Origin of the sequence: Flexivirga oryzae (assembly GCF_014190805.1) — a bacterium.
Taxonomy (GTDB): Bacteria; Actinomycetota; Actinomycetes; order Actinomycetales; family Dermatophilaceae; genus Flexivirga; species Flexivirga oryzae.
Window position 1 is genome coordinate 647,193 of the sequence record NZ_JACHVQ010000002.1, and the last position, 26,841, is coordinate 674,033.

General features: G+C 67.7%; 17 protein-coding genes. 4 read left to right on the plus strand and 13 right to left on the minus strand.

Annotation, left to right across the window (positions count from 1 at the left end; translation table 11 throughout):
- Nucleotides 1-2: 2 nt before the first annotated feature.
- From FHU39_RS16110 to FHU39_RS16160, 11 genes are read right to left on the minus strand one after another with little or no spacing between them, the layout of a single operon-like run.
- Nucleotides 3-1,619 carry a non-ribosomal peptide synthetase gene (locus FHU39_RS16110; RefSeq protein ID WP_183321585.1) on the minus strand — a complete coding sequence of 539 codons (1,617 nt, stop codon included), beginning with the start codon at nt 1,617-1,619 and terminating at the stop codon, nt 3-5.
- Nucleotides 1,616-2,356: a thioesterase II family protein gene (locus FHU39_RS16115; protein ID WP_183321586.1), complete on the minus strand. Its 741-nt coding sequence runs from the start codon at nt 2,354-2,356 to the stop codon at nt 1,616-1,618. Before FHU39_RS16115 ends, FHU39_RS16110 begins: the two co-directional genes overlap by 4 nt.
- Nucleotides 2,356-3,615: a beta-ketoacyl-[acyl-carrier-protein] synthase family protein gene (locus tag FHU39_RS16120; protein WP_183321587.1), complete on the minus strand. Its 1,260-nt coding sequence runs from the start codon at nt 3,613-3,615 to the stop codon at nt 2,356-2,358. Before FHU39_RS16120 ends, FHU39_RS16115 begins: the two co-directional genes overlap by 1 nt.
- 3 nt (nt 3,616-3,618) lie before the next feature.
- Entirely contained in the window at nt 3,619-8,118 is a 4,500-nt protein-coding gene (locus tag FHU39_RS16125; protein WP_183321588.1) for a beta-ketoacyl synthase N-terminal-like domain-containing protein, read from the minus strand.
- The gene (locus tag FHU39_RS16130) at nt 8,118-11,843 is read right to left on the minus strand and encodes an SDR family NAD(P)-dependent oxidoreductase (RefSeq protein ID WP_183321589.1); all 3,726 of its coding nucleotides are present in this window, start codon (nt 11,841-11,843) and stop codon (nt 8,118-8,120) included. The genes FHU39_RS16125 and FHU39_RS16130 overlap by 1 nt, the downstream gene beginning before the upstream one ends.
- A gap of 10 nt (nt 11,844-11,853) precedes the next feature.
- Entirely contained in the window at nt 11,854-13,029 is a 1,176-nt protein-coding gene (locus FHU39_RS16135; RefSeq protein WP_183321590.1) for an ACP S-malonyltransferase, read from the minus strand.
- Nucleotides 13,026-13,286, minus strand: coding sequence for an acyl carrier protein (locus FHU39_RS16140; protein WP_183321591.1), 261 nt, complete (start codon nt 13,284-13,286; stop codon nt 13,026-13,028). The genes FHU39_RS16135 and FHU39_RS16140 overlap by 4 nt, the downstream gene beginning before the upstream one ends.
- Nucleotides 13,287-13,299: 13 nt before the next feature.
- Nucleotides 13,300-14,532 (minus strand): condensation domain-containing protein, encoded by a 1,233-nt coding sequence (locus tag FHU39_RS16145; RefSeq protein ID WP_281379744.1) that lies wholly within the window; start codon nt 14,530-14,532, stop codon nt 13,300-13,302.
- Nucleotides 14,522-16,111, minus strand: a complete 1,590-nt coding sequence (locus tag FHU39_RS16150) for a non-ribosomal peptide synthetase (protein ID WP_183321593.1) — start codon at nt 16,109-16,111, stop codon at nt 14,522-14,524. The genes FHU39_RS16145 and FHU39_RS16150 overlap by 11 nt, the downstream gene beginning before the upstream one ends.
- 31 nt (nt 16,112-16,142) lie before the next feature.
- Complete coding sequence (locus FHU39_RS16155) at nt 16,143-17,300, minus strand: hypothetical protein (RefSeq protein WP_221185560.1); 1,158 nt, start codon at nt 17,298-17,300, stop codon at nt 16,143-16,145.
- On the minus strand, nt 17,273-19,801 hold the full coding sequence (locus tag FHU39_RS16160; protein WP_183321595.1) for a condensation domain-containing protein: 2,529 nt from the start codon (nt 19,799-19,801) through the stop codon (nt 17,273-17,275). Before FHU39_RS16160 ends, FHU39_RS16155 begins: the two co-directional genes overlap by 28 nt.
- 257 nt (nt 19,802-20,058) lie before the next feature.
- Between FHU39_RS16160 and FHU39_RS16165 the strand changes: the two genes are divergently transcribed.
- Nucleotides 20,059-21,714 carry an acyl-CoA carboxylase subunit beta gene (locus tag FHU39_RS16165; protein ID WP_221185561.1) on the plus strand — a complete coding sequence of 552 codons (1,656 nt, stop codon included), beginning with the start codon at nt 20,059-20,061 and terminating at the stop codon, nt 21,712-21,714.
- A 20-nt stretch (nt 21,715-21,734) separates the two neighbouring features.
- Here FHU39_RS16165 and FHU39_RS16170 read toward each other — a convergent pair whose 3' ends face one another.
- Entirely contained in the window at nt 21,735-22,262 is a 528-nt protein-coding gene (locus tag FHU39_RS16170) for a mycothiol transferase (protein ID WP_183321596.1), read from the minus strand.
- Nucleotides 22,263-22,315: 53 nt separating this feature from the next.
- On the opposite strand from FHU39_RS16170, the gene FHU39_RS16175 reads away from it, so the two are divergent.
- Nucleotides 22,316-22,618 carry a DUF6412 domain-containing protein gene (locus FHU39_RS16175; RefSeq protein WP_183321597.1) on the plus strand — a complete coding sequence of 101 codons (303 nt, stop codon included), beginning with the start codon at nt 22,316-22,318 and terminating at the stop codon, nt 22,616-22,618.
- Nucleotides 22,619-22,679: 61 nt separating this feature from the next.
- Nucleotides 22,680-23,273: a hypothetical protein gene (locus FHU39_RS16180; protein ID WP_183321598.1), complete on the plus strand. Its 594-nt coding sequence runs from the start codon at nt 22,680-22,682 to the stop codon at nt 23,271-23,273.
- A 98-nt stretch (nt 23,274-23,371) separates the two neighbouring features.
- Here FHU39_RS16180 and FHU39_RS16185 read toward each other — a convergent pair whose 3' ends face one another.
- A complete protein-coding gene (locus tag FHU39_RS16185) occupies nt 23,372-24,400 on the minus strand; it encodes an SAM-dependent methyltransferase (protein WP_221185562.1) in 1,029 nt (342 codons plus the stop codon).
- A 150-nt stretch (nt 24,401-24,550) separates the two neighbouring features.
- On the opposite strand from FHU39_RS16185, the gene FHU39_RS16190 reads away from it, so the two are divergent.
- The gene (locus FHU39_RS16190) at nt 24,551-26,680 is read left to right on the plus strand and encodes an MMPL family transporter (RefSeq protein WP_183321599.1); all 2,130 of its coding nucleotides are present in this window, start codon (nt 24,551-24,553) and stop codon (nt 26,678-26,680) included.
- Nucleotides 26,681-26,841 lie beyond the last annotated feature (161 nt).

Sequence of the window (26,841 nt, forward strand, 5' to 3'; positions counted from 1 at the left end):
GTTCAGGCAGCGGCCGAAGGCGGTGCCACCTGCTGGGTGGCCGCCTCCAGGGAACTGATCCTCGGGTCGAGCAGAACGTCGAAAAGCGTCAGCTCAGTGCCGAATTCGTCGTTGATCGCGGCGACGAGGGTCCAGATCGCGATGGAGTCCGCACCGAGGACGAACAAATCGTCGTCTTCCGCGTGTACCGCGACGCCCAGCTGCTCGGCGATCACCGTTCGGACGGAGGTCGCGGAGGGCCCGGCGAGCCTGCGCTCGATGAGCGCCTTCAGCGCCGGTAGGTCCACCTTGCCGTTGGGCTTGGTCGGGATGACGTCGACCAGGTGGATCTGTTGGGGCTGCATGTAGCCGGGCAGGAAGTCCGCGGCCGCTTCGCGCAGGGAGTCCCCACCCTCGGTCACCGCCAGTTGCACGCGGCCGTCGTCGACGAACGCCTTCGCGGTGCCGGCTCCACACTCGAGGAACGCGTGCTCGACCTCCTGCAGGTCGATGCGGTAGCCGCTCACCTTCACCTGCGAATCGATCCGTCCCCGGTAGGCGAGCCGCCCGTCCGGCCCGCGAGCGACGAAGTCACCCGTGCGGTATGCGCGGCGCCCGGCGAGGTCGACGAAGCTGCGCGCAGTCTTGTCCGGATCGTTGAGATAACCGAGTGCGAGGCCGTCGCCGAGCGCGAGCAGCTCACCCTCGTCCGCGGCGTTCCCCGCCTCGTCCACGACGATCACCTCGGTGCCGGCGACCGGCGTGCCGATCCGGATCTCGCTGACCGCGGAGGCTGTCATCACATCCAGCGTGGTGAAGACGGTGTTCTCGGTCGGCCCGTAACCGTTGACGACCGTGACATACGGCAGTGCCTTGTTGACGTGGTGCAGGCTCAGCGCCTCTCCGCCGACCAACACCCGCCGCAGGCCACGGAACGCCTCGGGGCGGCGATCGACGAAGAAGTTGAACAACGATGTCGTGAGCCACATGACGTCCGCACGGTGCTCGATGATCTCGAGCATCACGAACGGATCGATGACGTCCCGGGGTGGCACACAGAGCACCTCCATCCCGCTCAGTAGTCCGCCCCACAGCTCGATCACCGACGCGTCGAACTCGATGGGCGACACGTGGGTGATGCGGTCGCCGGCGGCCAGCCCGATCCTCGGGTCGGCGAGCAGCCGCAGCACGGCGCGGTCGGGTACGCCGACCGCCTTGGGTGCGGAGGTGGTCCCGGACGTGAAGACGACATACATCAATGAATCCGCTTGGCGAACGAAATCCTCTGCTGAAGAAGCATTTTCGATGTCAGGCTGAAATCCCTCATCGATGGTGAGGACTGGATCGAGGGCCTCGATCATGGCCGCACGCCGGTGCTGCGGGTAGCTCTCCCCGATGACGGTGTAGGCGCCTCCGGCGAGGAGGATCCCGATCATCGCGGCGATGGCGTCGATCCCGCGCGGTCGTTGCAGGATCACCGTGCGACCGGCCGTCACGCCGCGGCGCAGGCAGGCGTCGCGGTAACCACCCGCGAGCCGGGCAAGCTCCGCATACGTGACCGCCCGATCACCCTCTCGCAGTGCGATCGCGTCGGAGTGTTCACTCACCGAGTGACGGAAGGCAGTGGCGAAGTCGTTCATACGTGGGTCCTTTCGCTGAGTCTGGTGAGCGTGTCCGAGACGTCTCCGATGAGCGCGTCGGCGCATTCGGTCAGGAAGAAGTGCCCGGCGTCGTAGGTGTATTCGTCGCCCCGCCGGTCGGTGAGTTCGTACCACTCGGCGATGTCCTCGACGGTGCGGTCCGCACGGCCGTTGAAGGTCGTCACGGAGGTTCCGGGTTGCAGCCTGCGCTGCCCGCGCGCCGCACCCGGGTAGCGATCCACGGCCAGGATGTCGTTGCGCAGGGCGGGCAGCAGCAGCGCACGCAATACACCGTCGGTGAACGTCGCAGCATCGATCAGGCCGTACTGCTCACAGTGCGACAGGAGATCGGCGTCACTGTCCAACTGCAGGCCCGTGCCGTGGATCCGGGCCGGCGGAGTACACGCCATCGCGAGCAACCCGATCTGCGGCACGCCGAAATCCTCGAGCAACTGCGACAACTCGTACGCGACGAGCGCACCCATGCTGTAGCCCAGCAGGGTGACCGGTTCGGTGATGTCCCGCGCCGCCCGGTCCGTCAGGACCTTCTCCAAGGCGTCGTGCGCCATCGCGACGATGCTCGGCAGCGGCTCAGCACCGATCCGGTTGCCGTGCCCCGCATAGGTGATGCTCGTGCTGCGCAGTCCGGCGACACTCGACTCCCACACAGCGCGCGCGGCGCGGAACGGGTCGAGATGGGAGCCCGCGAAGGGCAAGCAGACCAGGTGCTGGCTCATCAGGCAGCCACCTCCCCGGCTCGTGCAGGGCGCGTGCCACGGTCGGTGCCGCGCAGGTCGACGACGACGGCGACGCAGCTGCCGTGCACCGAATAGGCGACGAAGACGAAGACGTCGAAGTCGGCCGGGTTCGCGGCCAGATGCTCGACGGGCCGTCCGGACAACACCGCACCGGAAGGGTGCGCGGCGAGATCGTCCACCGCGTCACCTGCGGCTCGTCGCTGCAGCAGCCGGACCAGGCCCTGCAGGCCGTGCGCACCGATGACGTAGTGCGTGTCGCCCTTCAGGTAACCGGTCTGCAGCAGTGGGAATTTCGCCCGAACCCGCTCCATCGCCGCCAGTTCGGCGCTGTCATCGATCCGGTTGCCGCGACCGTAGAGATCGACGAAGACCGGCGTCCCCTCGTCCACCCCGGCCGACCGGAGCGCGCGCAGCACGACGGCCGTGACGACCTGCCGGTTGACCACGCTCGATCCGAAGGTGCCGTGTGCCGCGCCGACGACACGAGCGAGAACCGGGCCGTCATACCCGTCGGCGTCCATCAATCGCAGGCCCACGCCACCTTCCGCGTTGTAGTGGCCGGTGGCGTTCTCGGTGAACGGGAGCCCGTCGCGGCGGCCGCCGAAACCGACGGGTGTGGTCTCGAAAGGCAGCGCGACGGATTTCCCGCTCGCGGCCGTGACGATAGCGCCGCCGTTGGTCGCCGTGACCCGCTCGGCCGCGTCCACCAGTCCGACCACTCCCGACGCCGATGCTTCCACCACACGGCTCACCGACGGCCGGCCGAGACCAGGGACCGCTCCGTACAGACCGAGCGGATCGAAGAAGGTGCCGAACTGCTCCGGCGGGATCGTCGCGCCGGCCGCTGTCACGAACGTCTGCTTCGCGATGTCTTCCAGCGGGTCCGCGGTCACCACGTGCATCGCCTTCGAGGCCGACGGCGCGTTCCTGGTCAAGGTCTCCACCAGATGCAGCGAGATCCGCTCACCGGTGCTCACCATCGGCTCCGGCAGCCCCGCGGCCGTCTCCGACGGCGCTGCACCGACCGGGTCCTCGAGGTAGATCCCGCGGAACGGCTGCGCCGCCACCTGCCCGGCGCCACCCATCCGCTGCAGCTCGCGATTGAAACGCGCGGACCGGAGCTGCCAGATCGACTCACTGCGATCGGCGTGTACCTCTGCCGCCGATCTGGTCGTCGACGCGTGGACCGCTGCGACGTCGGTGATGACCGCGCCGAACCTGCGGGAGTCAACCGGCATCGCTCAGCCCTCCTGCATCTCGCGGACGTGCGCGCTGAGCTCGAGCACGGTGGAATGGATGAAGATGTCGGCCACCTCCAGGTCCACGTCGAGTTGTTCGACCAACGGGGTGTAGATGCTGAACGCCTTGAGCGAGTCACCACCCAGATCGGTGAAACTGGCCCGCACATCGATCTCGTCGCGCTCGAGCACGGAAGCGAAGAGCACCGCGACCAGCTTCTCGATGTCGCTCAACTCACGATCCGCACCGGTGATCTTCAGCTCGTCGAAGGAGCGGATGACCAGGCCGTTCTGCTCCGCGGACTCGGTGTCGACGCCCGCAGCGGTCGCCGTGCCGCTGGACTCGGTGGACGGCGCCGGTTCCGCGGACGAAGCCTCGAAACCCATCCACGGAGAGAGTGTTTCGTGCGCCGAGGCGGTGAACTCCCCAGCGACGACATCGACGAACGACCGTCCCAGGGTCTCTCGCACGTAGGCTGCGGCTTCATCCGTCGGCAGCGCCCGCAACAGGAAGGCGTCGTCCGTCGCGGAGTCCACGCCGAACCGGGTCGCCATACCGGTCTCCTTCCAGCCCGGCCACCGAACGACGCCGGCACCGTCCGTCGCACGTGCCAGACCCTCCAGGTAGGCATTCGCGAAGGTGTAGCCGAACTGACCGGGCGCTCCCGCGAGCGTGGTCATCGAGGAGGCTGCGAGGAACTGCGGCCGCTGTCCGGCCAGTTCCTCCAGCAGCACCGCCGCCGCGGCCGCCTTCGGCGCAACGATCGCCCGAAGGTCCTCCCACTCCTTGCGGAACAGCATGCCGTCCTCGGGAACACCGGCCAGATGAACGACGGCATCGAAAACCAGCTCCTCGCGGAGCGACCGGATCGTTTCGCGGACGGCTGCGTCGTCGGACAGGTCGCAGCGGACGAAGCGCAGCGACATACCGTCGTCGACGAGCCGGCCGATCTGCTCGCCGCGTGCGCGGTCGTCGGCGTCGTCGCTGTCGAGCAGGTCCGTCGCGTCACGCCGCCCCAGCACGACGACCGACGCCCGATAGTGCTCCCACAACGCGGTCAGGTACTGCGTGCCGACACCACCGAACGCACCCGTCACGAGGACCGTTGCGTTCTCGGGAAGCTGACGGTCCGGCAAGGCACCGCGTCGGGTTCGGACAACCTCGCCCAGGAGGCCGTCGGCACCGACCAGGACCTTGCGTCCGGCGAGAGCCTCTGCCGACGCCAGCCGGACCGCTCGCTGCAGGTCGAGCTCGGGGTCGGCGATCGCGACCGTGGTCAGCCGCGGGTTCTCCAGCTGGATCACTCGCGCCGCGGCGGACACGGCATACGCGAACGGGTCCGCCGAACCGGTCCCGGTGGCGAGTCCGTCACGGGTGAGGAAGACCAGCCTGCCGCCGGCCCGCAGGGCGCGGGGAGCGGCCTTGGCGACGGTGAGGACGTCGCGCAGCGCCTTCTCGAACGCTGCCACGTCACCGCCGTCCATCGCCGGGCTGACGTGGACCAGCGCATCGAGCTTGTCCGGCAGCCCGGCCACCTCATCGGCGCCGATCCGTTGCCATTGCGGCAGACCGGTGAAGTCTCCGAGCCGACCCGCGCTGTCGACGACAGCGACGGACGCGGGAAGCTCGCACTCCGCCGGCGACTCGATCGGCTCCAGGCAGACCTCGTGGAACGTCGTCGTGTGGCTCGTCGCCGATCCCGTGAACGCCCGCATCGCGTAGCGCTCCAACTGGACGACGAGGCGACCCTGGTCGTCGTAGATCCACACGTCCGCGACCGCGACCAGCGGGTCGGAGGCCACGTCGTAGTGCAGCTTGGTCCGCGACCGAACGGTCGGAGTGAACGGCAGACCGGTGAACCGCAGCGCACCGTAGGACAACGGGAGGTAGGTGCGGCCGGTCGCGGTGCTGCGCTCCCAGCTGACGACTCCCGCCACAAGATCGAGCAGCGCGGGCGAGATGTGGAAGTCGGTGAGGTCCTCGCGGAACTCCGGGGCGAGGGTGAACCGCATGACATGATCCGACGGCGTCAGCGCGTCCAGGACCATCTCGTTCTTGCGGACGTCCCAGCGTCCGGCGAAGCGCATGCCGCCGCTGTCCTCCTCATCGTTCCCGGACCAGTTGGAGGCGACGGCGTCCGGTCCCGGGTCGGCAGGACCCGGACCGATGTCGATCCGGTCGTCCGACAACGGTGCGAGACGGAACGAACCGTGTGTGATGAACGGCGCCTCGGCGTCGTCGGTCTGCGAGAACACCTCCACTTCCAGACCGCGGTCCTGGCCCTTGGCGCTCTTCGTCGCCTGCACGAGCACGGTCCGCGCCTCGGTGACCTGGATGAGGTTCTGGAACATCATCTTGGTGAGCTCGTAACGCGGCGTGCCGAAGTGCAGCTGCGCCAGCTCGGCCGCCAGTTGGGTGTATGCGGTCCCCGACAGCGTTGGCAGGCCTGCGATCCGGTGATTGGTCAAGAACCAGCGGTCGAGGTCGAGCTGCATGGTGTAGAGATCGGTCGACGGTGTCGACAGCAGCCGGGAGGTGAGCAGCTGCCCGTCCACCGGCGTACCGCTCAGAGCGTTGTCGGCCTGGTAGACGTTGTACTTCTTCACCGTCCCCCAGTAGCGCCGTGTGTCGAAGACGTGCCCCGGCAGACCGCACACCCGGGCGTCGCCGAAGTCGCCCTCCCCGAGGAAGCCGTCACCCTCGGCGGCCTCCAGCTCCAGCCGTTCTTGCAGGCTGAAGAGTTCGGGGTGCTGGGCGATCCTCGCCCGCAGCAGTTCCGTCGACCTGCTGGCGGGTCCGTCGGCCGTCCCGTCCCCCAGGAAGATGCCGTCGGCCGCTTGACCGGCGGCGAGCGCCGCCCGCGCAGTTCGCAACGAGGCGAAGAACTCCTCGTGTGACGAGGCGGTGAAGCCGACACTGCTGGCGTAGCGCCGCCGGCGGCATACCAGGGTGTAGGCGATGTCGGCGAGGAGATTCTCGCGAATGAGCTCTTCGTGCGAGAGGAAACCGTCGATCACCTGCATCAGTTGGGCACCGGTCGGCGAGCTGAGCAGGAAGGGGAACTCGGTCCCCGTCTGTGGATCCCGACGGTCCGCCGGGTACTCCTCCAGCACGGCGTGCCCGTTGGTGCCGCTGAAGCCGAAGCTGCTGATGGCGCCGCGCCGCGGGTGGTCACGCGACTCCCAGTGCGACAGTTGGTTCGGGACGTAGAACGGTGTGTCGATGAACTTGATGAAGTCGTTGGGCACCTCGAAACCGCCTGCGGGATAGATCATCCGCGAGTTGAGCGCGAGGGACATCTTGATCAGACCACCGACTCCGGCCGCTCCGACCGTGTGGCCGATGTTCTCCTTGAGGCTGGACAGCGCACAGGTCGAGTAGGACGCGACGCCACCGGTGCGGAATGCGTCCGTCAGTCCACGGATCTCGATCGGGTCGCCCAGTTTGGTGCCCGTCCCGTGTGCATCGACGTAGTCGATGGTCTCCGGGGAGATCGCCGCGGCGGAGTAGGTGTCGAGGATCAGGTTGGTCTGGGCCTTCGGGTTGGGTGCGGTCAGCCCGTTGGAGCGACCGTCGGAGTTGATGCCGGTCGCCCGCACCAACGAGTAGACCTTGTCGCGACGACTCACGGCGTCCGGCAGCCGACGCAGCATCACGAAGCCCACTCCCTCGCCGAAGATCGTTCCCGACGACGCCCGGTCGAAGACCTTGAGATGGTCGCGCGCGGTCTCGACGCTGGCGTAGTCACCGAAGACCTCACCCTGGCGCGGCGCCATACCCAGCGCGATGCCACCGACGAGTGCGATGTCGATCTCGTTGTCCCGCAACATCTTCTTGGCGATGTGCAACGCGACCAGTGAGGACGAGCATGCGGTGTCGACCACCAGCGAACCGCCCTGCAGGTCGTACAGGTAGTTCAGCCGACTGGCCAGGATCCCTTCCCAGGTACCCGGGTTCACCAGATCGGAGTCCGCCTCGATCTCGGATGCGTAGGAGCCGGCTATCGACCGGTCCTTACCGACATAGATCGCCGTGCGGGAACCGACGATCTCCTCACGGGTCATTCCCGAGTGTTCGATCGCCAGGTGCAGGTGTTTCAGCACCAGCCGGTGCATCGGATCGATGTACGTCGCCTCGTTCTCCGCGATGTCGAAGAAGCCCGGCTCGAACTGGTCGACGTCGTCCAGGTAGGCACCGGGTTGGCCACACATCGCCTGGAACAGTTCCTCGGCGTCGCGTCCGGACACCCGGGCGGCGTCCACCAGGTAACGATGGTCCCTCGGGAAGTACTGCTTGCGGGACTCGGGGAAGGACCGGAAGCCGTTGCGGCCACTGCGCAGCATCTCCTCGAATCCGAAAACTGAGTCGGCACCGGTGTATTCGCAGGACATACCCACGACGGCGATGTCGCTGGGTAGAACCTGCCCGATGTAGCGCCGACCTTCCGCCTCGTCGAGTTGACCCGAAGTGATCTGGGAGTACAAGTACTGTGCGAGTTCCATCAACGGGAACCTCCGTTCGAATCGAGAAGGCGTCGTATCGCGTCTATGTCGGCGGCCGTGTCCGCCGGGTCGTGGTCGGTTTGCAGCGCCTGCTCCACCCAGCTGACCTGGTCGTCGACCGTCGAGCAGGAGAACAGGGTCGTCACGTCGAAGAGGTCCGGAAACTCGCGGCTCAACTCGTCGCACAACTGCACGACCGAGATCGAGTCGCCCCCGTACTCGAAGAACGTGACATCAGTGGCGTAGGTGTCCTCGCCCAGGACTCGGGCCCACGCACCGAGGACCGCACTGCGCAGGCCGTCCCGGTCCGTGATCGATGCCCCTGGGTTGGTTGGCGATCCCGCAGGGCTCGAAGGAGTCGGCGCCACCGCGGCGGACACACGACCGGGTGCGGCGAAGAGGATGGAGTAGTCGTCCGCCCCGGCGAGTGTGTCGAACAGGGACGCCACCGGCCGGTCACTCATGACGAACGTGTGCACCATCGGCAATCCCTCCTCCGGCCGCGTCTTGACGAACAGCTCATCGATGAGATCCGCCGACATGCCGATTTCGGACCAGCCGCCCAGATTCAGGCACCGGAACGGCCCCGCCGACTGCGCCAGCCCGCTCTGGTAGGCGTTGCCGGCGGCGTACTCCGCCTGACCCATGGCGCCGACATATCCGGCCACCGAACCCATCAGCACGATGTCGCGGCACTCCGGGTACGCCGCGGCCAGCAGATGCGGTCCCTGGACCTTGGGCGCCATACACGCCTCGAACTGCTCCGGGCCGCTGGTGACGAACAGTCCCCCGGCGGCCAGACCGGCGAAGCTGACGATCAGGTCGACCGGGCCCGTCATACGCGCCAACTGCTCCAGCTGCACGGGATCACACACATCGGCTCGCAGGTATTCGAAGCCCGAACCGTCGGCATCCAGCTGCCGCCGACCGCACCCGATCACGCGCAGCTGTGGGTAGTGCGCCGCCAGCCAGTTCGCGTAGGCCTGCCCGATTCCGCTGCTGGCCCCTGCGATCAGGACCGTGCCGGTCTTGTCCTGTGGCCACGGCTGCACGGCGAGTCCGACCTCCCGCAGCCGACCGGTCTCCACCACGTCCGACCCACGCTCGGGATCGACACGGAAGATGCCATCGGTGCCCAACGCCTCTGCCAACCGCAGGGAACGCGGGTCCGCCGGCGCATCCAACACTCGCACGGCGAAACGGAATTCGGTGCGCAGTGAGTATGCCGTCTGCGCCATCGCGGTCAGCCGGGCGTCGGCAGCCGAACCGGTCGCGAACGCACCCGGGGCGACGACGGTGACCAGCTCGGTGGTGGATCCCTGGTGGATGCTGAGCAGCGTGTCTCCCACGGCACGGCACTGGCGGCCGAGGGATGAGCCATCGTCGGCGAGCACGAGCGCAACGTGTTCACCCCAGTCATGGACGTTCCGTGCGTCTGGCGCCGAGATCGTCCGACGGCCGTCGGCTTGCCACCGGGCGGGGTCCGTTCCGGCAGGCAGGACGATCGTCGCCGCCTCCGGAGACTTCGTCGCCCGGTCCGGGGCGCACGTCTCGAACATCAGGTCCTGCATCGTGCACCGGTCGCCGACAGCGGGACGATTCTTGACACGGTGCCCTCGAACCGACACGACACAGCGACCCGATTCGTTCCAGAGGTCGGCGTCGACGGTCACGATGACGTTGCCCAGTTCGTCCGTGACGGTCCCCCGGTGGACGATGTTGGCCGTGAACCGGTGCCCCTCCAGCGCAGGGACGTGGTAGCGGACGCGATCGGTAACCCACGGGAGCAGCACCTCGTCCGGGACGAGCAACGCGTTCGACCCGTTCAACGCGGCGTCCAGGATCGGGGGCCAGAAGCGGTAGTCACGCGCTTCGTCGACGAAGCGCGCCGGCACCTCCAACAGCAGGACGACCCGGGACCGGTCGGGTGCCTGTGCCAGGCGTCGGGTCACCGCCCACCGTTCGGACACCGCGACGCGCTCGTCGTCGCCTACCTGTGTGGTCACCGGTATGTCGACGAGCCCGTCGAAGGCGGGAGGCTCGGCGGTGAGGGGCTCGATCCACTCGGTCGGGTGCAACGTGAAGGTCACCCAGGGCTGCCAACCCGATTCCGCCACCCGGAAACGGACTTCGCCCTTTCCTGTCCGATGTTCGACGGCGGCGACCAGGTCGACCGACGCCGCGGTCGAGGCCAACGGCCCCGCCATACACAGGTCGACCACGTCGTACTCCAGCAGCGACGACCCGCTCCCCGGAAGCAGCCCGGCGAGCACCTCGTGGATGGCCGTTCCCACCATCATCGGTGCGCCGCCCACCCGATGCTCGCTGATCTCCCAGTCACGGTCCGGGGTGATGGTGTGACTCGCGGACGACACCCCGAGCGCGTGAACGTGCGAAGTGCCGCTGTGCTCGAAGGTGTTGCGCCGAGGGGTGAACCAGTGCCGGACCGGTTCTTCGCCGATGTCGGCAGCCGGGCCGGGCAGGCGTCGCCCACCCCGGACCACCACATGCACATTGGTGCCGGTCATGCCGAACGAACTCACGCCGGCCAGCGCACCCGATGGTGGTGTCCCCGTCATGGTCGGGATGAAGAAGGCCGACTCGACGAGTTCGGAGCTGTCCGACGGAGTCACGAACGCCGGATGGGACGGCACTCGACGGGTGTTGAGTGCGCCGATCGCGGCAGCGACGGAGATCAGGCCGGATGTCGAATCCAGGTGCCCCAGATGTGCTTTCACCGAGATCAGCGGTACTGAGGACGGCTGCAGATCGGCAAACGGACTCGCCGTGCGCAGCGCCTCCACCTCGATCGCGTCCCCGACCGACGTGCCGGTGCCGTGGCTCACGAGCAGACCCAACTCCGCCGGGTCCAGGCCGGACCCGGTCCATGCCTGGTCGAGCGCAGCGACCTGGGCGGCCGGGTTGGGCGAGGACATGGTTGCCGTTCGGCCGTCCTGGGTCACGGCCCAGGCCTCCACCTGCGCGTAGACCGACTCCGGCGAACAGTCGTCGGCCCTCCTCAGCACGAACGTGACCACCCCCTCGCCCATCGAGGTTCCGTCCGCGGTGCGATCGAACGCCCTGGCCTGCGAGGTGGGTGACACGACGTCCACGGCCGCGGAACCGCGACGTCCGGGGTCGAGGTAGAGGTTGGTGGAGCTGACGATCGCGGTGTCGACTCGTCCTGCGCGAAGTTCCTCGGCGGCGACGGTGAGGGCGTACAGCGACGACGAACACGCGGTGTCGACCATCACCGACGGTCCGTGCAGGTCGAGGAAATGGCTGATCCGACCGGCGACACTGGAGTTGAGCACCGCCAGCAGATCCGGAGAGACACCGTTCTCACGCTGGGTGGAGCCGTAGACCGCCTGCTGGAAACCGTTGCAACTCGCATACACGCCGACGACACCGTCACCCGGAGCGACACCGGCGTCCTGGACGGCCCGGACCGCGGATGACAGACACCACCGTTGGAACGGATCCATCTGGTCGGCGACCTTCGACGACACCCGGAACCGACGGTGGTCGAAGCGGTCGATCGACTCGAAGAAGCCACCGTCGTAGTAGTCGTCGGGTCGTCCGGTCAGTAGTGAGTCCCGTAGCCGTTGCTGCGGGAAGGACCGGGTGTTGACCCGGCCCGCACCGAGCATCTCGGTGAGGCCGGCGAAACCCTCGCCTCCCGGCACCTGCACGTCAACACCGATCACGGCGAGCGGCATACCCATCAGAGTCTCCTCATGCGGCGAACCGCGCTGCGCGCCAACGCAACTCGGACATCTTACGATCGCGGAGCTGTTCGTCGACCTGCTTGACCCGGAGCACGTCGTCGACGATGCCGAGGATCTGGTCCGGTTGCTGGTCCGCCCGACCGACCATCGCTCGCAGCTCCTGGTACGCCGGTATGACGCGGTCGCGGTACAGCTCCCTGTCCGGTTGATGGTTGGGGGTGCTGACGATGGCCCCGAGCGCGCGAGCCGCGAGGTCGTAACTGCCCTCGACCGCCAGCACGTGACGCAGTTCGCGCTGCACCGCGTCGATGGCATCGGGGGTGCCGGAGGGCAGGTGCCGGACGCCAGGACACCCCGCCATCCGGGTGAGCATGCCCGTGGACGACAGGTCGAGTGCGACTTGGCTGCCGTGCATGTACGCGTAACGCAACGCCTCGGCCCAACGGACCGGAGCAACGATCTGCCGGGCGAGTTCGTCGATCAGGTCGGCGTCGTCCGGATAGGGGGTTGCCGTGCGGTTGCGGATGACCGCCGGCCCGAAGCTCTCACCCAGATCGAGTGGGGCGGCGAGCTCGCGGAACCTGTCGGCGGCCGCCTGCATGAACGGGGTGTGGAACGCGCCCTTGACCTTCAACGGCAGCAGTCGCAGCCCGGACGTCGCCGCGAAGTCGTCCAGTGCCGACAGGGTTCCGCTGATCACGATCTGCCGGGTGGAGTTGTGATTTGCCACGTAGACCTGGGGTGCCGCCGCCACCAGCTCCGCGAGCTCCGCCGGCGGATCGACGACCGCTCGCATACCGGTCGGGACCTCGGCGGATCGCAGTGCGTCGTGCATCGCCCGTCCGCGCGCGGCCACCAGCTGCGCGACCGTGCTCACGCTCAAGCCTCTGCAGATGCCCAGGGCAGCGACCTCACCGACACTGTGGCCGACCGCGAAGCTCGGCGCGATCGGCACCTCCCGGGCGACAACGGCATAGGTGGCCATCGACCCGATCGCCGAAATCACCTGGGCACGGTAGGTATCCGTCGGATCTCCCTGGTCGAGCCAGGAGTCCAATGGTTCCTTCAGCGTGTCCGCGGCTTCCTCCCAGACCGCTCGGGCGCGGTCGTCGCAGCGCCACATGGTGATCACGTCCGCGGAGGGTGTCTCGCCCTGCCCCGACAACAGCAGCGTCATTCTCATCGGACATCCTCCGCCCGTTCGGCGATCAGCGAGGCCAGTGAGTCGATCTCGAAATTCGTGAAGAAGTCGGAGAACTTCACCGAGACACCGAATTCGTCCAGGATCTGTTCCTTGAGGTCGACGAGCATGAGGGACTCGACACCGATGTCGAAGATGTTGTCGTCCCTACTCACCTCCGCACCCACGAGTTGTGAGACTGCCGTGACCAGGAAATCGGTGACCCTCGGTGTCGTGGACGTCATGGGGACAGCTGACATGTTTTCCTCCTGCTCAGGCCGAAGCGGCCAGTTCTGTGGGGTGGGTGAAGGACTCGGGCGGCGCCGATCGCAGTGGCCCGTATCGCAGTTGCTGCGCGTAGAGCCATGCGAGCTGTTCGAGCCGGTGAGCGGGGATGCCCTCGGCCACCAGGGTCAGGCTCTGCTCGTCACCGTCCTGATCCACACTGAGGTGCAGGCCGTACTTCGGATCCACGTAGCTGTCGTCCTCGACGATGCGACCCGGCAGGTCCTCGTGGATCCTCCGGGGTACGAGCGACTGTGTCCCGTAGTCGAAGACGACTGATGTCGCGGGGATCCGGTCGCTCAGCTTCGCGGAGCCGGACGAGAGTGGAACTGTGGCACGGATCGCCATGCCGACGGCCAGCGAACCGAGCTCCCTGCGCAGCACCGGCGTCTCGACCAACGGCCAGGCGTCGACATCGAAAACGAGCGGCTGCAGCCGGACGAAATTGCCGATCGCCGCACGATGTGCGGCGTCGCGTCCGACGAGCGCGGTGGACAGCAGCACGCTCCGGGTGTCGGTCCACACCGACAGTGCCGGCACCACTGCACCGAGGCTTGCGGCGAACCCCGTCCGTTCGGGCGCGCGCACCGTGCGCCGTACCTGTACGGTGCCGACTCCCGCCTCGCGCATGCCGTGTAGGGCGGTGACGAACGCCGCTGCTGCCTCGGATGATTCGGACATGGCCAGGTGTTCGGTGCCGACGATGGCACGGGGTGCTGCGTGATGCTCCGCCGCGTCGGCGATCCGCGGGAACGCCGGTGGTGCGCCCGTCAGATATGCGTCGGCGATGGTGTGCAACAACAGCGCAAGGCTGATGCCGTCGACGACCGCATGATGCGCGTTCAGGTACAGCCGGGTTCGGCCGGTGTCCCGTACCGAGATCACGGCTGCGTGGACCAGCGGCGTGTCCAGGACGGGAATCCGCCGATCGCCGACGTCGTTCATTGCCCGGCTCGACAGGACCTCGACCCGCTCCACGACCGGGGTCGCCGGTGTCGCGAACAGCCGGACGCCATCACGCCGGAACGCACGACACAGTTCAGGACAGGCCTCAACGGTCATGCGCACGGCCCGGAACAATCGCTCCTCGTCGACCGGCTCGTCGAAGTCCACGAATACCGGCACGTTGTAAGGGGCTTCGTGATCGCTCATCAGACAGGCAGTGACAATTTCACGTTCCCGTGCCGACAACGGGACTTCCACCACGGACTCAAGCGACATTGCTGAGCACCTCCTCCAACGGTCGGGTGAGCAGGTCTCCCATGTCGACCACCACCCCTTGGTCGTCCAACTGCCAGACTGCGTTCATTGCGCTCAGCGAGTCGCCGCCGAGGTCGAGGAACGTGCTGGACGGTGTGCCGGTCGGCACCAAGGCGGCGAAGAGTTCCCGCGCGCGTTCCTGCCCCGGGGTCATTTCACGTGCGAACTCCAGCAGTGCGCCGGTGTCGGTCTTCCCGTTACGAGTCAGCGGGATGGCGCCGACCGGCGTGACCACGGGGACCGTGTATGACGGCAGCACCTCCCGCAGATGGTGGCGTAGCGCACTCAGATCGGAGCAACCGCTGATGAACAGCCGGACGATGCCCTTGTCCGTGACCGCTGTCGCCGTTGACCGACGTCCGTTGATACAGACGAAATCTGTTGCGACGCGCTCAATTTCGGCAAGGTCGATGCGATATCCCTTGACTTTGACCTGGCGGTCGCGGCGACCGATGAAGGTCATCGCTCCTTCGGCCGAGGTCACCAGGTCGCCGGTGCGGTAGTGCGGGGCGCCGTGCAGGGTGATCATCGACCGTTCGGTGATGTCCGGCTCGTCACGGTAGCCGCGCATGAGACCGGGCCCGCCCACGACCAGTTCGCCGGGATCGGCGCCGTTCACCGGATCACCGGTCTCGTCCAGCACATGAGTGCACATGTTCTGCATGGCGCGGCCGATCGGGACGTCTTCCCCGGGGAGCACATCGCCGATCTCGTAGGACGTGGCGAACACCGTTGTCTCCGTTGGGCCGTAGACATGAATGACGCGGCATCTGGGTAGAACGTTGCGCACATGCCGAGGAGATACTCGTTCACCCCCGAACAGGACGAGCTGGAGGTCGTCGAACACCTCCGGGCTTCGGTCGGCGAGCAGGTTGAAGACCGCTGTGGTGACGAAGAGTGTGTCCACGGCGTGCAGCGCATGGCGCACCCGGGAACGGTCCAGCAGATCGTCCAGTTCGACGACCTGGATCGTCATACCGTTGAGGAGACCGCCGAGAATCTCGTAGATGCACGCATCGAACTGCAACGCGGCCGTGTGCGCGATGACCTCGCCCGGGTAGATGCCGGGTTGGGTCGCCAGATTCGCCAGGCCACGGTCCGTGATCTCGACGGCCTTCGGTTCGCCCGTGCTCCCCGAGGTGAAGATGACGTAGGCGAGCTGGTCGGGCCGGCGCGATGGCAGAGCACGTGTCGTCCCGTCCCGCAGTTCGACTGCGTCCGCAACACTCCGGACGACGGCGACCGGCCGTGTCCGGCGCCTGATCTGCTCCACCCGCGCCGTCGGGTACGTCGGGGGCACCACACAGAAGCCGCCGCCCGCACGCAGCACGGACACCATCAGGATCACTGCCTCGACGTGATCGTCGGTGTGGATCTCGACGATCTCATCAGTGGTCGTTCCGGCGGCACCCAGGCCGTCCGCGGCCTGACGCGTCAACTGCTCGAACTCGCTGCGGCTGAACGATCGCTGCTCGGACCGCAGGATGATGCGGTCATCCGGGTCCTGGAGTACCTCCTCCAGACGGGTGGCGATATTCATTCTTCCTCCTTGACGTACTGGGTTCCGGTGATCAGGCGGTGAGGGTCTCGTCCAGGTGGGCGAGCAGGCTCCGCGCCAGTTGTTCATCGACCCGCGAGCGGTCGAACTCCAGGTGGATCGTGGTTGTCCCTTCGTCGACCACTGCCCGGGCATAGAGCGCGAAGCGTGGATACGTGTCCACCGAGATGAATCGGCCTGTGCGGTAGCGGAAGTCCTCGTAGGAGAAGACGACATCCGCAGTGGCGGCGACCGCCGTCGACGGCTCCAGGACCGGGTCAGCGGTCCGCAGCATCAGGTCGGTGCAGCGACTCCGCAGGTCCTCGTGAGGTCCCGCCTCCTCGACCACGAGGACAGGGAGGTTGGCCACGACCTCGCGGATGCCGAGCGTGTAGCGCCATGAGGACACCCACACGTACGACGAGCCTGCGGCCACGGTGTGCAGCCACTCCTCGAAGGCGGCCTGGATCGCCACGCGCGGGAAGCTTCGGTGCCGGCGCGCGAGGTCCGCGATCGAGGACGTCGCCACGTCGACGCGGAGCCTGCCGAGCTCCGGACCGTGCGCCGGCGGTCCGCCGCCCGGCAGCGGAAGTGTGGCGACCGCGGGACGCCGTGGCCACTTCTTCTCGGCCGCCGCAACGTGCTCGTAGACCAGCCGTATCCGCTCCGCGTCCTCGACGACCGTGCCGCCGCCCGAAGGGAACAGCGACTCCTCAACGGCCACGGCTCCGATGCCGTCGACCGCGATGTGGTGGAACTCCAGCACGAGGTGCGCCTGCCCGCCCACAGTGCACCGAAATGCGGTGACGGGCAGAGCGTTCGGGCCAAGTGGTGGGATGTGGCTCTCGTCGGCGCAGAAGGAGAAGAGCGACTCCACCGGACCGGCATCGGTGACCACGGCGTGCCGGATCAGGTCCGGCCGCGCCGTGCGGAAGAAGCCCCTGCCGTCATACTCGAACGTGCTCGCCAGGCCCGGATGCGCCGTCAGCATCCGGTGGACCCGTGCGGTCAACGACGCGATGTCGTGTTCGTCGCCGTGCAGTGCGTAGGCGAACGGCAACCGGTAGCAGGCTGCACCCTGGCTGATGAACATCCTGATCTGGGTGTCCGTCATGGGCTGCCGTGACCGGATCTTCGACCCCACGACGATGGGTGATTCGCGCATCATGCAGCCCTCACGGTCGGTCTGCACCCCGGTAGATGGGCGCACAGTGCGGCGGTGAGTTCGCGCAACTCGGGTGGCGTGTAGACGTCGGCCGCCACGGTGACTTCCAACACCTGGTCGTCGCCACCGTCGACGATCGTGAGCAGAATGCCGAACTTGGTGCGCCCGCCGAACTCGACACGTTCGGCATGACCGGTGGACAGCGGGCGGACTCGCAGTATTTGGAACGCAATCGGGAACGCTGTTCCGTTCGGCCACCCGGTGTCTCCCGCGGTTGCGGCCTGGCCCTGCAGTACCCGGCGAATGCTGCGTTCGAGCACTGCGCCGTCGTGTCTGTCGTACTGGATCGGCAGCACCCGCGCGAACGAGCCGACCGCGTGTGCGCTGCCCGGGATCGTCCGCCCGTGGTGCACTGAACCGAAGGTTCCCCGGTCACGGCCGGTGAAGTCGGACAACGCCTGCGTGATCGGGCCGAGGACGCCTGGCAGCTCGAGGCCGAGTGTGCCTCCAGACAGATCGAGCACGCTCTGATGGAATTGGCCTCCGGCGGTCGGCGTGCGTCCGGCCGGGGGGAACTCGGCGGTGTCGATCGGGGCGGCATCCCAGACGCGACGGGCCGCCTGCGCGCCGCGGTCCAGCCCGGCAGCCAATGCGTTCCAGTCCGAGCGCCCGCTCAGCTCCTCACCACGCAGACCGCGTGCGACGTCCGCCAGCAGTAGCTGCAGACCGGCGTCGTCGATGAGCAGATGATGGAGCTTGAGGTACAACCACGTGCGCCGGTTCACTTCTGCCACAGCCAGATCCGCGAGATGTTGGCCTGCCGCACGCAGCCGCAGCGGCCGACGGTCGCGCACGTCCTCCCACCCACGGGCTCGCACGGACCGGACCCGGAGCGGGGCACCCGGCAGGAACATCACCCCACCCCGACCGAACGAGATCCGGGCGGAGAGCATTTGGTGGTGGTCGACAACGCGCTGTACCACTGCGGTTGTCGTGTGCAGGTCACGGGAGGTCACGTCGAGGCGGTAGGCGAACTCGACCTCGTACGGATCATCGTCGCCGCGGCGATATGCGTCGATGAAGATGTCGTTGAGATGGGGCAACGTCACCGCTGCCGACGCGTGTGGCGGTGCCGCCGAGGGGTGCGCGGTGAGCTGGTCGTCCGCCGGGGCCTGCGGTCGTTGCACCAGCTGCTGCACGTCGGCCGCGACCTCCCAGCGGTAGAAGTCCTCGACCCCGACCCGGATCCCGTGCTCGTCGGCGAGGGCGTCGAGCACGGTCAGCACGTCGAAGGACGAGATGCGCAGGTCCCGCAGGTCGGTCCCTGGCGCCGCGTGCAGAATGCGGTCGAGCGGACCGTCCGTGTCCTGGCGGGTCGTTCCGCCCTCGCGGCAGGGCACCGGTGCGGGGACCACCGGGGCCGGCGCCTCGAGCGCACGCCGATCCAGCAGCGCGTCCAAGTGCTCCAGGTAGCGCTCCAGCAGTCGCGCCCCACCACGCTGGTCGTAGCACTCGAGCCGGATCTGCCCGTCGTGCGCTTGGAGCTGAACGTGTCGTGCGAACTTCACGACATACGGACCGAGGTCCACACCTGTGATCGCGGTGAGACCGTCGGTGTCCGGCAGACCGGACATGGAGATCAGCAACTCCTGCGGGTCGCCGGTGGACGGCTCCGCCCTGCCGCCCCAGGTGCGCACGAACTCCTCGTAGCGCGCCCTGACCTCGGTCTCGGTGTCCACGACGGCAGCCAACGCAACGCTCAGATGACGGGTGGCGTTGCCCGATCTCCCCAAACCACGAACCGTGCGGTCACTCACGACCGCACCGAGGCTCGGCCCGGCGTCGGAGGGCTCCTTGAGCGCCGAGCCGAGCCTCGCGCCCGCCGCCCAGAACACTGCGAAGGGGGTGGTTCCGCAGCGGTGGGCGAGGGCGTCCACCCGCTCGACACGATCGCGGTCGAGCGGGAGCTGGGTGTGCTCACCCGGCTGCGGGTACCGCGCCGACGCGAGCGACGGCACCTCGGGCAGCACGACATGACCGTGCCGCGACTCCCACGGCCACTCCGGTTGATGCGGGAGCGGAGCGGCTACCAGCGCCCGGTCCAGATCCTGCACCAGCTCGCGAAGGGAGTCGGCGTCCAGCGCGACATGGTGCCCCAGCAGTTCCAGAACACAGCGCTCCGGATCCAGGTGATAGTGCAGCAACCGCTGCCCCCGAGCGGCGAGGATCGTGAAGCCACGTAGCGACGCCGCGTGCTCCAGTTCCGTGACTTCACGGACCGGGTCGTGCACCGCAACGAATCCCCCGTCGTCGGCAACGATGCGTGCCTGGAGGCTCGGCCACGCCTCAAGCGTCTGCGCCAACGCCTGTCGGCATACACCGAAAACCTCTGGTGCAACATGCAGCTCGACGAACATGCCGAAATCGCCGCCACGTTGTTCGGCCCGTAGGAGTTCCACGTCGGCCGGCCCGAGCAGCCCCTGCAGCCGGGCCCAGCCCTGATCTGCCGCACGAACGATGTCCGCCATGAAGCCCCTCCCTTCCGTCGACTGCGCTGTGTGAGCGAGAAGAAAGATCCCGTGCGGTCGCCCATCGGGCTGCGCTGGGCCTCACCGCTTCCGGACAGGAAGCGCTGCACGGGTGTCCAGAACCGGCCAAGCGGATCGACCTGACTCGTCGCCACCGTCAACGCGGTGCCGGTGAACGGTCCGGTCGGCGGGCAACCCGTATCTGGTTGATGAATGGGAAGAGACATCCCCTGCCTGCCGACCCAGGGAGCAACGTGATGAGTACGACAGCTGCAGGGCCGTCCGACCGGTTCGACGAACTGCCCTGGCCCGCACCGGAACAACGCGAAACGAAGCGCCCGCCGCTACGGGTCGTTCCGGTCGAGCCCTCGATGACTGCGTTGACCACTGACCTCCGGCACACCCGGCGTGCCGTGCATGCCGGGTCCGCGGATGCGACCGCAGCGCAACACCGCAAGGGGAAACTCACGGTCCGCGAGCGCATCGACGCGCTGTTCGACGACGATTCGTTCACCGAGATCCAGGCATTTCGGCGCCACCGCACCACCGAGTTCGGTCTCGGCGACCGCCGACCGCACTCCGACGGCGTCGTCACCGGTTGGGGGCGCATCTTCGGCCGGAAGGTGTTCGTCTTCGCCCACGACTTCCGCATCTTCGGTGGCGCGCTCGGCCAGGAGCACGCGGCCAAGATCCACCGGCTGATGGACCTGGCTCGCCGCACCGGTTGCCCCATCGTCAGTCTCAACGACGGTGCCGGCGCCCGTATCCAGGAAGGCGCCCGGGCGCTCGACGGGTTCGGGGGCATCTTCCGACGGACCGTGGCAGCCTCCGGAGTCGTCCCGCAGATCAGCGTCATGCTCGGCCCGTGCGCCGGCGGCGCGGCATACGCGCCCGCCCTCACCGACTTCGTGTTCATGGTGCGGGACACCTCGAAGATGTTCATCACCGGACCGGACGTCGTTCGGTCCGTCACCGGCGAGCAGATCGATCACGAAGGGCTCGGCGGTGCCTCGGTGCACGAGGCCCGGACCGGCGTCGCGACGCTGGCCTACGACTCGGAGGCCGAGTGCCTGGAGGACGTCCGCTTCCTGCTGTCGATGCTGCCGTCGAACAACCGCGAACCGGTCGATCCGGTCGAGTGCGCCGACCCGGTCGATCGCGCCACCCCGGCTCTCCTGCAGATGGTCCCGTCCGACGCGACCCAGCCCTACGACATGCGGGCCGTGATCGAGGAGATCGTCGACGACGGGGAGACCTTCGAGGTCCAACCGTTGTGGGCACAGAACCTGATCTGTTCACTGGCACGGTTGGGCGGACGTCTCGTGGGTGTCGTCGCGAACCAACCCCAGGTCCAGGCTGGGGTGCTCGACATCGATGCGAGCGCCAAGGGGGCGCGGTTCGTGCAATTCTGCGACGCGTTCGGCATACCCCTGGTCAGTTTGGTGGACGTGCCGGGCTTCCTACCCGGTGTGGGTCAGGAGCACGGTGGGATCATCCGGCACGGCGCCAAGCTGCTCTATGCCTACTGCGCGGCGACTGTTCCGCGCATCCAGCTGATCACGCGCAAGGCATTCGGCGGCGCGTACATCGTGATGGACTCCCTGTCCATCGGGGCCGACATATCGCTCGCCTGGCCGAGCAACGAGATCGCCGTGATGGGTGCCGAGGCTGCGGTGAACGTGATCTTCCGTCGCGACCTCGCGCAGTCCGACGACCCGGAAACAACTCGTGCGGAACGGATCTCGCTGTACCGGGACACCTTGATGCATCCCCTCTACGGTGCGGAGAACGGCCTCGTCGACGATGTCATCGACCCGGGTGACACCCGTGCGGTCCTGATCGAGGCGCTGACGACGCTGCAGGACAAGAGCGATCGGCCCGTCGAGCGCAAGCACGGGAACCCACCGATCTGACCCTCGCGCGGCGGCAGACGTCAGCGCTGGTCGAGCAGGCCTTTCACGTAGGAGAGCTGACCGAAGTGCTGGGTGATGTCGCCGAGCACCGACACCACCCGCACCGCTGCCGTCACAGGCGGGTCCCACCGCTCGTCGACGATGCGTTCGTAGTCCTGCGGGGTCTGCAGCATCCCGAGCACCTGCGCCGTCAACTCGTACACCGCCTGGTGGTAGCCGATCAGCAGCGACGTGTCGCTGACGGCGAACGCCCCCACCTCCGCGCTGGACTGGCCATAACCCACGGTGGCGTCGTCATACGGGAGCGCGAACCGCGTCGACCAATCTCCGCCGGTCCACGCCTGGTCGACGCCACCCAGGTCGGCGAGGTGGTCGTCCTGGACGCGGGTGAGGTGCCAGGCCAGCCAGCCGATGGAGTTCGCGTCCGGCGCGGGGCGCCAGAGAACTTCGTCCGCGGTCAATCCGTCGAGTTGTGAGGCCAATCCGTCCCGGACCCGGGTGAACGCGTCCAGCAGGATGTTCGTCGTCACTTCCGCCATGTCTGCCATGCCTCCACTATGCGCCTTGTCACCCTGTTGGCCGATGACGGAGACTGGGCCCGATGGAGATGACCGAGACGATGCACCGCATCCGCACCCACGTTGCGGGTGTGGCGGTCCTGCTCGGCCTGCTCACGGTCGCCGCCGAACCGGGGCACTCACCCCTCCTGATCGGGGTCGCACTGGTGGCGGCGCTGCTGGTCATCGCAGCGAACCACCTGCTGCTGATGCCGGTCGTGGTCCGCTGCTCCGTCGGGCCGCATCGCGCGCGAGCGCCCGGCGTCGTACTCACCAGCACGCACCCGGACGCGGCAGGGCACGCGCGCCCGAGGGCACCAGGGGCCGGCATGGTGACCCTGGCCTGACCCACCGCTGGGGTCACCTCCGATCACCCATCGATTTCCTTGATCCGGAGGCTTTTTCGCCATGCACATCCTTGCCCTTCTCGACCCCTTCGTCGATGCCCTGTATGCCGTCGTGGGGCCGCTCGCCGAGCACGTCCCGGCGGCGGTGCTGGTCGTCGCACTCACCCTGCTCACCCGGCTCGCGCTGCATCCGCTGATGCGCCGGCCGGGCCTGCTCACGATCGTCGCGCAGGCTCCGGTCTTCGCCACGATCTACCGGCTCTTCACCAGTCCGGTCATCGCCGGACAGCAGAACCTGCTGCTCGACCAGTCACTGCTCGGCGCACCGATGGCCGGCCACCTGCTCGGCGTGGGCCTACCCGGCGTGTTCGTGCTCGGCGGGTTGCTGGCACTCATCGCGCTCGTCGGCTGGCTCACCGTGCTCGACGCCCGTGCCCATGTTCCGGAGTTGAAGCTGCCCGACGGGCAACCGCCCGAGGTCGCAGCAGCAGCGGCCCTGATGCAGCGGGTGGCGCCATACCTGTCGCTCGGGTCGGTGCTGTTCGCTGCGCTGATGCCGCTGGCAGCGATGTGCTACCTGCTGACCAGCTCGGCCTGGAGCCTGCTGGAGCGGCGTCACCTGCGCGGCCTGACCGCAGCAGCAGCGCCCCTCTGATCGACCGGCATACCGATTGATTGAGCGGCCTACGGATTCGGGCGAAATCCGTATGCCGGTCAATGCAGGGGTATGCCGCTCGATCGGGGGCCGCAGGATCAGCGGCGGGTGGCGACGACCGTGACCTCGTGCCGGTTGTGCTGCAACTGGCGCATGAAGCTCGGGTCGTAGGCCTGGGTCAGCACCGCGAGCGCGTCGTCGATCTGCTTCTCCGGGTTGTTGGTGCCGAGCTTGAGCGTGACGACCGCCTGCCCGCCCGGCCGCAGCAGCCGCGCCGCGTCGACCATCGTGTGCGCGGTCAGCTGCGGCACCATCCGCATGTCGTTGACGATCAGGTCGACGGCGTCGCCGTCATACTCCTTGACGAAATCGCCCGCCGTCTGCCGGTGATGTATGACGCCCGGCAGGTCCAGCACCCGCTCGTCCAGGGAGGCCGGGTCAACCGAGTGCACCGTCCGAAATCCCTGCGAATGCACGATTCTCGTCCAGCCGCCGGGGCTCGCACCGAGGTCGACGGCGAGGTTGCCACGCGGTGGTTCGACATACGAGAAGAGCTCCTCGAGTTTGAACTCCGCGCGTGACACCTGCTCCGGTCGGGTGGCGAGGCGGATCCGGCCGCCCGGCCAGTCGCACAACGACACGTCCGTGGGGTTGACGCCCGCGGAGACCCGCTCCGTGCCGAAGCAGACACTTCCGACGGTCTCCGCTCCGGTGGTGACGACGCGAATCCCGTTGTCCACCAACAGTTCCAGCAGTGGCCGGCGGACCTTGCCGGGCGCGAAAGCCGCGTCTCCGCTGTCCCAGGTGTGCAGGCTGATCGTGTCGCCGACGTTTACTTTCGCGAGCAGCACGCTGGCCGCCCACTCCGCGAGCTCCGTCGGGCCGGCGAACGTCCCGGCGCCCCGCACCGCGTCTGCCCGCGCGAGGTGCCGGACCAGCGGGATCTCACCGCCCCAGCAGGCATCGGCGACGCCCTGCAGATCACCGGATCCGAGGTGCGCTACGCCGGCGTCCGGACCGACGCGCTGCACCTTGGTCACGTCGAGCGCAGCGCGCAACTCGGCGACGGCGAAGCGGTAGTAGTCGGGTGCGGCAGAGAAGAGCACGGGCGGTTCCACGCCGTCCATGCTCTCAGGTGGGTCGGTCCGGCGGATCTCATCCTCAAGGCGGAGACGGTCGAGCCATTGGTCGCATGCGCGCGGCGCACAGGGCAGGCATGATGAACCGTGGGCCGCTTCGCGGCATACAGCCATCCGCGCCACGACTTCAGGAGAGCAATGTTCGCCAGCCTCGGCCGGTACGTCGTCAAACACCCCTGGCAGATCATCGCCGGCTGGATCGTCGCCGCCGTCGTGATCGTCGCGTTCGCGCCCGCGCTGCCGAACAGCAGCAACGAGAGCGACTTCCTGCCGCGCCACTACGAGTCGATCAAGGCCGCGACCGTCCAGCAGGAGGCATTCCCCGCGGCGTTCACCCCGACCATGATCGGTGTCTTCCAACGCTCCGACGGCAAACCGCTGACGAAGGCCGACCAGGCGAAGGTGGCCTCGCTCGCGGGTCTGATCACCGACAAGAAGATCAAGTACGTCCAGCGGGTCGTCCCGGCGCCGGCGTCGCCGAAGAAGCTGGTGCAGACCCTGCTCTTCCAGACGCCGGAACAGACGCAGAGCAACTACCTGAAGCTGAATGACACGGCCAAGGAGGTGCGCAGCCAGCTGCACGCCATGGTCAAGGGCACCGATCTGAAGGTCGGTACGACGGGGGCGATCGCGCAGAGCCTGGACCAGCAGGAGGCGTCGGGCAACTCGGACGCGATCATCGGCATCGCCACGATCGGTTTGATCATCGTGCTGCTGCTGGTGATCTTCCGCAGCCCGATCATCGCGTTCCTGCCGATCGTGCTGATCGGCGTCGTCAGTCAGGTCGCCAATGGCCTGATCGGATTTGCTGCCAAGGTTTTCGGGCTCAAGGCGGACAGTTCGATCAACCAGTTGCTGATCGTCGTCCTCTTCGGGGTGGGCACCGACTACATCCTGTTCCTGATGTTCCGTTACCGCGAACGGCTGCGCGCGGGTGAGGACCCGAAACAGGCGATGGTGACGGCCGTGACACGTGTCGGCGAGGCGATCGCGTCCGCCGCCGGCGTCGTGATCATCGCCTTCCTCGCCATGTCGCTGTCGTCGCTCGGCATGCTGCGGGCCATGGGCCCGTCGCTCGCCATCGCCGTCGCGGTCACCCTGATCGCGGGGCTCACCCTGGTGCCGGCGGTCGTGTCGCTGCTCGGGACGAAGGTGTTCTGGCCGAGCAAGGCCTGGCAGAAGGAGCCCACCGGCGCGAGGTATGCCGCCATCGGCAGCTCCCTCGGCAAGCGCCCCGCAGTGTTCGCGGCCGTGTCGGGCCTGGTCCTGCTGGTGCTCGCGATCAGCGCACTCGGTTTCAAGCCGACGTTCGACCTGGCCGGTTCGTCGATGCCGAAGACCGCCGAGTCCGTGGTCGCGTTGCACGACCTGGAACGCGACATGCCCGCGGGCGCCACGGAACCGACGGACGTCTACGTCCAGGCGAAGACGCCGCTCGACAAGGCGGCGCTGGCGTCATACAAGACGAAGCTGGCGGCGGTCGACGGCGTCGGCTCGGTCGCGGCACCGAAGCTCAGCAGGGACGGCAGGACCGCCGACTTCTCGGTGATCCTCGCCGACTCGCCCGAGTCGGACAAGGCACTCGACACGGTGGCCGGGCCGCTGCGCGACGCCGCTCATCACAACGCACCGGAGGGTGCCACGGCGTATGTCGGCGGCATCACCTCGGTCTACGTCGACATCAAGGCGGCGATGAACCGGGACTACGCGCTGGTCTTCCCGGTCGCGGCGGTGCTGATCATGATCGTGCTCGGCGTGCTGCTGCGCAGCCTGGTCGCGCCGTGGTACCTGATGGTCTCCGTGGGGCTCGGCTTCCTGGCGACGCTGGGGGCAACCACGTTGATCTTCCAGGGGATCCAGGGCGAGAGCGGCCTGATGTTCATGCTGCCGCTGATCATGTACATGTTCGTGGTGGCGCTCGGCACCGACTACAACATCCTGATGGTGTCGCGGTTGCGGGAGGAGGCACAGGAAGGTATGTCGCCGCGGGACGCCGCGGCGGTCGCGATCCGGCACGCCGGCCCGACGATCGGTGCGGCCGGGCTGATCCTGGCGGGTTCGTTCGGGTCGCTGATGCTGGCCGGCAACTCGTTGCTGTCGTCGATGGGCTTCGCGCTCGCCTGCGGCATCGTGATGGCGGCGTTCGTGATGGCGACGATCTTCACCCCGGCGCTCACCGCGCTCATCGGGCACCTGGCGTGGTGGCCGGGCCACGGGGACGAGAAGGATCCTGCGGCCGAGGAGCAGGTGCCGGCGTCGGCGCACTGACGGCGCGGGGTCGATGAGCGGGGCGGGGTCGATGAGCGGGGCGAGGAGCCGCGACGCCACCCATGGACCCGGCCCTCGGGCGCGCCTTTCGCGCCACCTCCCTCCCTCCCCATCCCGAAAGGCTCAGCAACGCTCGACAGGCTCAGTAAAACCACCCTCAC

Coding starts and splice junctions, on each gene's coding strand:
- FHU39_RS16175 (WP_183321597.1), top strand. CDS start 22,316: ATGGAGATGACCGAGACGATGCACCGCATCCGCACCCACGTTGCGGGT.
- FHU39_RS16135 (WP_183321590.1), bottom strand. CDS start 13,029: ATGAGAATGACGCTGCTGTTGTCGGGGCAGGGCGAGACACCCTCCGCG.
- FHU39_RS16145 (WP_281379744.1), bottom strand. CDS start 14,532: ATGTCGCTTGAGTCCGTGGTGGAAGTCCCGTTGTCGGCACGGGAACGT.
- FHU39_RS16125 (WP_183321588.1), bottom strand. CDS start 8,118: ATGGAACTCGCACAGTACTTGTACTCCCAGATCACTTCGGGTCAACTC.
- FHU39_RS16160 (WP_183321595.1), bottom strand. CDS start 19,801: ATGGCGGACATCGTTCGTGCGGCAGATCAGGGCTGGGCCCGGCTGCAG.
- FHU39_RS16115 (WP_183321586.1), bottom strand. CDS start 2,356: ATGAGCCAGCACCTGGTCTGCTTGCCCTTCGCGGGCTCCCATCTCGAC.
- FHU39_RS16130 (WP_183321589.1), bottom strand. CDS start 11,843: ATGGGTATGCCGCTCGCCGTGATCGGTGTTGACGTGCAGGTGCCGGGA.
- FHU39_RS16150 (WP_183321593.1), bottom strand. CDS start 16,111: ATGAATATCGCCACCCGTCTGGAGGAGGTACTCCAGGACCCGGATGAC.
- FHU39_RS16190 (WP_183321599.1), top strand. CDS start 24,551: ATGTTCGCCAGCCTCGGCCGGTACGTCGTCAAACACCCCTGGCAGATC.
- FHU39_RS16110 (WP_183321585.1), bottom strand. CDS start 1,619: ATGAACGACTTCGCCACTGCCTTCCGTCACTCGGTGAGTGAACACTCC.
- FHU39_RS16185 (WP_221185562.1), bottom strand. CDS start 24,400: ATGGACGGCGTGGAACCGCCCGTGCTCTTCTCTGCCGCACCCGACTAC.
- FHU39_RS16180 (WP_183321598.1), top strand. CDS start 22,680: ATGCACATCCTTGCCCTTCTCGACCCCTTCGTCGATGCCCTGTATGCC.
- FHU39_RS16170 (WP_183321596.1), bottom strand. CDS start 22,262: ATGGCAGACATGGCGGAAGTGACGACGAACATCCTGCTGGACGCGTTC.
- FHU39_RS16120 (WP_183321587.1), bottom strand. CDS start 3,615: ATGCCGGTTGACTCCCGCAGGTTCGGCGCGGTCATCACCGACGTCGCA.
- FHU39_RS16165 (WP_221185561.1), top strand. CDS start 20,059: ATGAGTACGACAGCTGCAGGGCCGTCCGACCGGTTCGACGAACTGCCC.
- FHU39_RS16140 (WP_183321591.1), bottom strand. CDS start 13,286: ATGTCAGCTGTCCCCATGACGTCCACGACACCGAGGGTCACCGATTTC.